Below are 8,070 nucleotides of genomic sequence, written 5' to 3' on the forward strand. Positions count from 1 at the left end.
CCCCCACCACCCCCCACCACCCCGCACACCGACAGCCCCGTCAACAGCCCGGTCCGGGAACCCGTCCTGGCCGGTGTCGGCGCCCGCAACGGCGACGACGTCCTCCGCCTGGGCAGCGACCCCACCGGCCTCGGCGACCTCGGCCGCATCGGCGACGACATCCCCACCGGCCAGATCGGCGACAATCTCCCCGGCGGACACGCCGACGACCTCGGCCACACCCCCTCCAACAGCCACGAACCCCCCACCGGCGGACACGGCGGCGACGGACCCGGCGGCCACAACGACGGACCCAACACCCACCCCGCCGACGGCGGCCACAACAACGGCGGCGGAGGCGGACACCAGGACCCGCCCCACACCGGCGACGGACCCGGCGGACACGGCAACGACGGATCACCCACTGGTGGCGACCACATTCCGGACGGTCCCGGATCGGACCTGCCCGGTCTGTCCCATGGCGACGACGGCGGAGTTCCCGGCGGGATCACCCCCGACGGTCCCCGAGGCAATCTGCCCGACGGATCCTGGGCGGGCGAGAACGGTCTGCGCCTGGACCGGGACGCGAACGCGTCAGCCGACGACTTCATGCGCAGGTCCGCCGAGGCGGAACCGCGTATCACCGAGTCGATGCAGGGCATCGCGGGCAAGGTCGACAACGGCAAGCTGATCGGCCTCGAGTACCGGCTCAAGGGCGAGGACTCGCTCAAGCGCAAGCTCGCCACGGACATGCTCGAAGACGTCGGCGTGGACCCCGCTCGAGCCCTCGGCGACATCAAGGACTCCATCCGCTACACGATGGAGGTGCCGAGCAACAGCTACACCCACGGCGTGCAGCAGGCGATCGACGACCTCCAGGCCAAGGGCTTCGAGAACGTCACGTTCAAGAACACCTGGGACTCCGCCGGCTACAAGGGCATCAACTCGACCTGGCGCGATCCGATCAGCGGCCAGACCTTCGAGCTGCAGTTCCACACCGCGGACAGCTTCACGGCCAAGATGGACGGCCACGTCCTGTACGAGAAGGAACGCCTGCCCGGCGTCTCCCCGAACGAACTGGCCGCGATCAAGGCCGAGCAGACGGAGCTCTTCGGCAAGGTGCCGGTGCCGCGCGGGGCGGGTGACATCACGATCGGCGGGCGCAGCATCGACGACGTCGTGTCCACCATCGGCAAGGACATCGACTCGGCGGTCCACGGTGTCGGGTCGACGGCAGACGATGTCGGACGCCTGGGCGACGATGCGGCGCACCTTGGGGACGACGCGGCACACGTCGGCGACGACGCGGCGCACATTGGGGACGACGCGGACAATGCCACTGCCGGCGCGCGGGCCGATGACCACGACGGCAGCCCGTACACTGATGGCCCGCACGGCGGCTGGAGCGGCGCCGGCTGGATCGAGAAGCCTGATCCGATCCACGACCCGGACTCCGTGGTCGCAGCGGAGATGTACGAGAACATCAGGTCGACGGACAACAAGGTCGAGCTTCCGGCGATCTCCCGGAACACCGGTGTGGACGAGTCCGTGCTCCGCCAGGTCAAGAGCCATCTCTTCCGGTCGCAGCACGAAGTGGCCATCGCTCCCGGCACGTTCAAGAAGGGCCTCTTCACCCCGCGCATCGATGTCGGCGAGATGTGGTTCGCCGCGCGTGAGGGGAAACTCAGCGAAGAGGGCTTGCAGCAGTTCAAGCACCTCATGGCGCACGAGTACGTCGAGAGCAGTCTCATGAAGTCCGGCCTGCCCTACATCCGCGAATACGACCACCTGTGGGAACTCGACCCCGCCGACGGCAGGTACTACCGCCCGAAATTCCCCCAGGACATCAGAGACGCGGGCGCCCATGACTTCGCGCCGAACGACAAGATCGGCGGGTTCCGGCACTGGCGTTCCCTGGGGATGGAACCGCCGAAGGTCCAGCTCGCCGATGATTTGTCCAATGTCGACGATGTGGTGAAGGCTATTCGTCAGGAGATGCACCTGAAGGGATTTGATCTGAAGTGAGTACTGAGCTGCCACGCGCGGTCCTGGAGCGGTTGCGCGCAGTCGACTGGTACGGCGACTGGGACACGGCCAGCAGTCACTCGCGTTCCCGCGCCCTGCTGATGCGGGAGTACATGCGTCGCGCGGCACTGTGGGCTCAGGTGTACAACGCCGAGGAGAAGTGGCCCTTCTTCGACGTCACCGAGTTCGTCGACCCGGCGTTCCGGCTGGCTCCGGAGGTCGAGTCCGAGTTGGAGGATTACGTGGCGCACAACGTCGGCACGCCGTCCACGGCGAGGACGTGCCGGGGTGCCGTGCGCTGGGCCGCGCTGCGGGAGCGGGGCGGGGTCGGTCTTCCGGACCTGCCGGACCCGTACGAGCCGTTGCTGATCATGTACGAGCGAGGCGGCGGCTACTCGATCGAGGAGTTCATCGACCTGTACGGAGTGATGATCCCGTACGGGAACTTCGAGTCCAACCTCAACGCCGAGCCGTTCCTCACACTGGCCCCGAGCACACTCGACACCCTCGATGCCGGAGCGGTCGGCAGGATCGCGTACTACGCGAAGATCAGTGAGGGATATCCGCGCAGCAGCCCACGCGGCATCCTGCGGCGGCGTCTCGTCGGCCGGGAGGCGGAGACGCACGACGAGGCCTTCACCCGTAATCTCCGCTGGGAGCCGACGGAGTACCTCCGGCTCTACGAACTCGGGCACAACGACATCGACCACGTGCAGATCTCCGAGCGGGAGGCTGCCGCCTTCATCGAATCGACGGTGGAGAAGCTCACTGGTTCCCGATGAGCCGACGGCCTGCCGGTAAAGGGGTCGTGCGATCCGGGAGGTCGAGGGAGGCCAAGGCGCGCGGGCTCGCTCCCGCGGCCGCAATTTCGAGCACTTCCCGAAGGACCTCTCCTTCCAGCGCGGCGCCGCGCTGGAAGGAGGCCGGGGAACGCGGCACCTTCCCCAGGAAGCAGGTCGGCGCCTGTGTCGGCGTGGACAGCCTGCACGGCAGGTTCACCGGCAATCCTCCGACCGACGAACTCTGGATTCCCTGATGCCCGACGTGACACGAATCGACATCGACGACCCCGAAGTCGACATGGATCACAAGAAGTAGCGCCCCGTCGGTAACGGAGTGGCACACCGGTCCGGAGGGATAGCGAGTGAATGTCGAACCGTCCCGGTCCGTCCTCCGGCGGCTGCGAACCATCGACTGGTCCGACGAGGACGCTGCCTGGCGCCACGAGAACTCCCGCGCCCTCCTGATGCGGGAGTATCTGCGCCGGGCGGCTCTCTGGGCGGACCACTGCGGCGCCGAGCGGTCCTGGCCGTTCTTCGACCTGGCCGAGCATGTCGACGCCGCCGCCCGGATCCCCGACGGCATCGCCGCCGAACTCGACGAGGTCCTGCGGGGCGTCGGCCCCTCCTCGGTCAGGACGACCTGCCGGGCGGCTGTCCGCTGGGCCGTGCTCCGTACCGGGAGCCCGGCCGGCCCGCTGCCGGATCTCCCGGATCCCTACGAACCACTGCTGGCCCTGTACGAACGCGGCGGCGGGTTCTTCGTCGAGGAGTTCATCGACCTGGGCGGTGCGATGGTCCGGTTCGGAACGGTGGAGAGCAACCTCGCCGCCCGCCCCTTCCTCACACTCGCACCGGCCACTCTCGACGCCCTGGACGCCGAGGGCGAGATCACGTACTACGCGAAGATCGACGGGAACCGCCCGCGGAGCAGCCCGCGCGGCGTCGTCCGGCGCCGGGTCGACGAGGGTCGGACGTACGACGAGGCGTTCACCCGCGATCTCCGCTGGGAGCCGACCGAGTACCTCCGGCTGTACGCGCTCGGCCACAACGACATCGACCACGTCGAGATCACCGAGACCGAGGCCGCCGCGTTCATCGAGTCGCTGTCGGCGGGCCCGCCGGTCCCCGGCCCATGGAACGGAACGCGATGACGGGCCCCGGGAGGCTGACACCCGAAGTGCACGACTGGCTCGTCACGAACGGCTGGTACCCCGGCCGTGACATCGGGGAACGCGCCGACGAACTCATCCGCGTGCGGGTGCAGGACGCCCGGCGGCAAGGAATCCCTCTGACGCCCGTACCGGCCGCGGTGCGCATCATTCATGCGTACGGCTTGCTGTGCCTGGCCCACCCCACCGTGCAGGGCACCTCCTGGGTCATGGGCCCGACGCTCGGGTACGAGGGCGACGCAGGAGCCATCCGGGAGCTGGCGTTCGGGCTCGGAACGGAACTTTTTCCCATCGGTCACGAGTCCTCCGAGCACGGAATTCTCCTGGCCGACGAGAAAGAGCGCTTCTTCCACCTCCACCACACCGGCGGACACTACTTGGGAGAGAACGCGCTGGACGCCTTCTCCCGGTTCCTGATCGGCGTGCCCGACCCCGACGCAGAGGATTTCTTCGTCTGAGCGGTTGCGGACCGTCGTCCGGGACGGCCCGGGAGCCGACATTCACCCATGGGGCGCTCACGCGTCCTGCCGATGCACGAGCACATGCGCCATGCAGCCCTGTGCGCCACCGCCCGCCGGGTCCGCCCGAACGGGCACCGCCACGATCGTGTGCACGGAGTGAAGATCGGCCGGAGATTCCCGGGAGGCCCGTTTGCGTCGAGGGGCCCTCCGCCCTCGGCGGCTCGGCCAAGTGTTCCGTTTGCACACTTCATTGCCCACGCCGCTCCCCGACGGCCCTGTCACAACCTTTCCACAGCCCGGAAGCCCTCGATTGCTTCGGTCCCCCGGACTTGATAGGGATGGTCAGCACATTTGTTTGCTCAGGTTCGGCAGGGGGATCGAATGAAGTTCGACATGGGGGCGCAGGTTCTGACGACTCTGTCGTCGAAGTCTCGTGGGTCGAGTGATGATCTGGGGTTGCTGATCCGTCAGCTGCTGCAGGCGGCTGCCCCGCTGGAGGGGAAGTTCCACGGTTCGGGGCGGGTGGCGTTCGACTCGTTCAAGAACCGGTCGGACGAGATCACGGCGGCGCTGAACGGTTCGCTGGCGGCTCTCCTGGGTGGTCAGTCCGGGATGGAGTCCGCGTTCGGTTCGGGTGACCAGGAGCAGGGCGACAACGCGCGGCAGCAGATGTCGACCGCGAACTTCGACGCGGCGCGCTTCGGCGCCCGCTGACGACGGGATTGGGTTTCTGATGGCTGGTGGCACCGATCGTCGTGCGTACGACACGGGCGCGTCCGCGGATGCGCAGGGCAACATCCAGGTGGTGATCGCGCGGCTGGAGGAGGTCATCACGGCGCGCGACGGCCAGGTCAAGGCGGCGATGGCGGACTTCGCGGCCGACGGCGTGGCGGACGAGTACCACGGCAAGGAACTGCGGTGGAACCGTTCCTCGCAGGAGGTCAAGAACATCATCCAGCTGCTCAAGACGACGCTGGAGAAGAACGACGGCACCGCGCAGCACACGATCACGCGCGCCAAGGCCGCGGTCGACAACATCGGCTGACTCTCCCTGGAGGCCCACCCCACAGGGGTGGGTCCGGGGCGGGACAGCAACGGGGAGCATGAGGTAGGCGCATGACTGGGTGGGATCTGAAGCCGCAGGGTATTCAGGGTGTGCTGAAGACGACGGGTGAGACGGCGTCGAAGATTCAGACGCACGCGACGTCGTACGGTGATCATCTGACGTCGGCGGCGTCGAGTGCGGGCACGATCAGTGCCGATGCCGGCGCCGGTGGCGGTGGTGGGGGCAAGGGCGAGGGCGAGGACGCCGTGGGCGGTCTGGTCGCTCTGGCCCGCCACCGTGGGGGCGGCAGTGGTGGCGCACACCGTGTGACCGGGTGCCTCGGGGGCTCTGCTTGCTCCCGATCTGCGACAGAATGCGGTCCGGCACAAGCCGTGTCGCCGCCGGCCAGTATTCACATCCGCGCCTGCTGCACAACCCTCTCCCGTCCACAGCTCCGGGATCCCGATTGCCTCCGACCCCGTCGAATTGATAGGCATGACGAAACATGTGTTCACGCAGCCTGGCAGGGGGATCGAATGAAGTTCGACATGGGGGCGCAGGTTCTGACGACTCTGTCGTCGAAGTCTCGTGGGTCGAGTGATGATCTGGGGTTGCTGATCCGTCAGCTGCTGCAGGCGGCTGCCCCGCTGGAGGGGAAGTTCCACGGTTCGGGGCGGGTGGCGTTCGACTCGTTCAAGAACCGGTCGGACGAGATCACGGCGGCGCTGAACGGTTCGCTGGCGGCTCTCCTGGGCGGTCAGTCCGGGATGGAGTCCGCGTTCGGTTCGGGTGACCAGGAGCAGGGCGACAACGCGCGGCAGCAGATGTCGACCGCGAACTTCGACGCGGCGCGCTTCGGCGCCCGCTGACGACGACCGGACTCCGTTCCGCCCCGGTTCGTTCCATTCCGGTTCGCTCCGTTCCGTCCCGTTCCGCAACAGCCCGTTTCATCATGGCCTGTTCCGCTCCGGCCCGTTTCGGCTCGTTCCATTCGATTACGTTCTTTTCTGACAGGTTTTCACGGGGAGTGATTGTTGATGGCCGGTGGCACTGACCGTCGTGCGTACGACACGGGCGCGTCCGCGGATGCACAGGGCAACATCCAGGTGGTGATCGCGCGGCTGGAGGAGGTCATCACGGCGCGCGACGGCCAGGTCAAGGCGGCGATGGCGGACTTCGCGGCCGACGGCGTGGCGGACGAGTACCACGGCAAGGAACTGCGGTGGAACCGTTCCTCGCAGGAGGTCAAGAACATCATCCAGCTGCTCAAGACGACGCTGGAGAAGAACGACGGCACCGCGCAGCACACGATCACGCGCGCCAAGGCCGCGGTCGACAACATCGGCTGAGTCCTCCAGTCGTTCTTCCCGGCGGATCCGGTCGTTCCTCTCGACCGGATCGGCCGCTCTCGCCGCCGAACGCTTCGGCTGCTTCTTCCGGCCGATTCCGTCGGCCGACGGGGTCCCGGCCGGGCCGTCCGCCCGGTCGGGACCTTTGCCGGGATCGTCCGTCGGGTCGGTTGCCGTCCGATGGGTTCTCTTCTCGTCTCCGTGCCAGGTCCTTGGCCGGAGTCGTCCGGTTCGATGTTCTTCAGGTAGTTCACGGGGGTGTTGTGGTGACTGGGTGGGATCTGAAGCCGCAGGGTATTCAGGGTGTGCTGAAGACGACGGGTGAGACGGCGTCGAAGATTCAGACGCACGCGACGTCGTACGGTGATCATCTGACGTCGGCGGCGTCGAGTGCGGGCACGATCAGTGCCGATGCCGGCGCCGGTGGCGGTGGTGGGGGCAAGGGCGAGGGCGAGGACGCCGTGGGCGGTCTGGTCGCTCTGGCCCTGTCGCAGTTCGCCGAGCACACCACCGGGGACCTGAAGTTCATCGCGGCCCGGGCCGGGAAGTCCCTGACCGGCGCGGTCGACGCCACGACCGCCTACCTCAACGGCGACCTGGAAATGGCCGCCGAGGCACAGCGCAAGGCCCTGGGCGCGGTCGACCTGGACCCGAAGAAGCCCGGAGTGCAGACCCGATGATCAAGCCCGAGGCCATTCCGCAGTACACCGGTGATCTGGGCCAGCTGGAGAAGGACCACGCGTCCCTGACGAAGGACGCCGGACACATCCGTGAGACCGGTTCCTCCGTCCACACCCAGTTCCAGGCCCTGTCCGCCTACTACCYSGCGCCCGAGGCCGAGCAGCTGTTCGCCTCGACGAAACCCGTCAAGGACCGGGCCGACACCTTCGCCGACGACCTGGAGAAGGTCGCCACCTCCCTGTCCGACTACGCCACCGAGATCCGCCCCCTCGTCACCAAGCTCGCGCAGCTGAAGACCGACGCGACCACGTTCGTGAACGAGAACAAGGACGACGACGAGTGGGAGTACGACGGGGACAAGGTCGAGGAGCACAACCAGCTCCGTGACGACATCACCGCGACCGTCGCCGCGTTCTGGGCCGCCGAACGCACCTGCCACAACAAGATCACCGCCCTGTTCGGCGGGACGCAGATGGTCGCCGGCGACGGCTCCGAACGCAAGGACCAGTACGGGTTCAACGCCGAGGACCTCAAGAACGCCAAACTCCCCTGGGGCGACCCCGTCGAGGAGAAGCACCA

General features: G+C 67.5%; 9 protein-coding genes and 2 pseudogenes. All 11 read left to right on the forward strand.

Annotation, left to right across the window (positions count from 1 at the left end; all coding sequences use genetic code 11):
• On the forward strand, positions 1 to 2,004 hold a 2,004-nt coding region (locus tag EAO76_RS44485; RefSeq protein ID WP_222872149.1), incomplete at its 5' end, for a hypothetical protein.
• Positions 2,001 to 2,786 carry a hypothetical protein gene (locus EAO76_RS11830; protein ID WP_148835888.1) on the forward strand — a complete coding sequence of 262 codons (786 nt, stop codon included), beginning with the start codon at positions 2,001 to 2,003 and terminating at the stop codon, positions 2,784 to 2,786. The genes EAO76_RS44485 and EAO76_RS11830, both read left to right, overlap by 4 nt.
• Before the next feature lie 362 nt (positions 2,787 to 3,148).
• Entirely contained in the window at positions 3,149 to 3,937 is a 789-nt protein-coding gene (locus EAO76_RS11835) for a hypothetical protein (RefSeq protein WP_148835889.1), read from the forward strand.
• Positions 3,934 to 4,413, forward strand: coding sequence for an SUKH-3 domain-containing protein (locus tag EAO76_RS11840; protein WP_148835890.1), 480 nt, complete (start codon positions 3,934 to 3,936; stop codon positions 4,411 to 4,413). The genes EAO76_RS11835 and EAO76_RS11840 overlap by 4 nt, the downstream gene beginning before the upstream one ends.
• 384 nt (positions 4,414 to 4,797) lie before the next feature.
• Positions 4,798 to 5,130, forward strand: coding sequence for a hypothetical protein (locus EAO76_RS11845; RefSeq protein WP_148835477.1), 333 nt, complete (start codon positions 4,798 to 4,800; stop codon positions 5,128 to 5,130).
• Positions 5,131 to 5,149: 19 nt separating this feature from the next.
• Entirely contained in the window at positions 5,150 to 5,461 is a 312-nt protein-coding gene (locus EAO76_RS11850) for a pore-forming ESAT-6 family protein (protein WP_148835891.1), read from the forward strand.
• A gap of 71 nt (positions 5,462 to 5,532) precedes the next feature.
• Positions 5,533 to 5,751 (forward strand): annotated as a pseudogene (locus tag EAO76_RS45370) (DUF6507 family protein); the annotation flags it as partial.
• Between the two features lie 246 nt (positions 5,752 to 5,997).
• A complete protein-coding gene (locus EAO76_RS11860; RefSeq protein ID WP_148835477.1) occupies positions 5,998 to 6,330 on the forward strand; it encodes a hypothetical protein in 333 nt (110 codons plus the stop codon).
• Positions 6,331 to 6,498: 168 nt separating this feature from the next.
• A complete protein-coding gene (locus EAO76_RS11865; protein ID WP_148835891.1) occupies positions 6,499 to 6,810 on the forward strand; it encodes a pore-forming ESAT-6 family protein in 312 nt (103 codons plus the stop codon).
• A 305-nt stretch (positions 6,811 to 7,115) separates the two neighbouring features.
• Complete coding sequence (locus EAO76_RS11870; RefSeq protein ID WP_392085228.1) at positions 7,116 to 7,490, forward strand: DUF6507 family protein; 375 nt, start codon at positions 7,116 to 7,118, stop codon at positions 7,488 to 7,490.
• Positions 7,487 to 8,070: pseudogene (locus EAO76_RS11875) on the forward strand (protein phosphatase); the annotation flags it as partial. The gene EAO76_RS11870 and the pseudogene EAO76_RS11875, both read left to right, overlap by 4 nt.

Source organism: Streptomyces sp. sk2.1 (assembly GCF_008120935.1).
GTDB lineage: Bacteria > Actinomycetota > Actinomycetes > Streptomycetales > Streptomycetaceae > Streptomyces.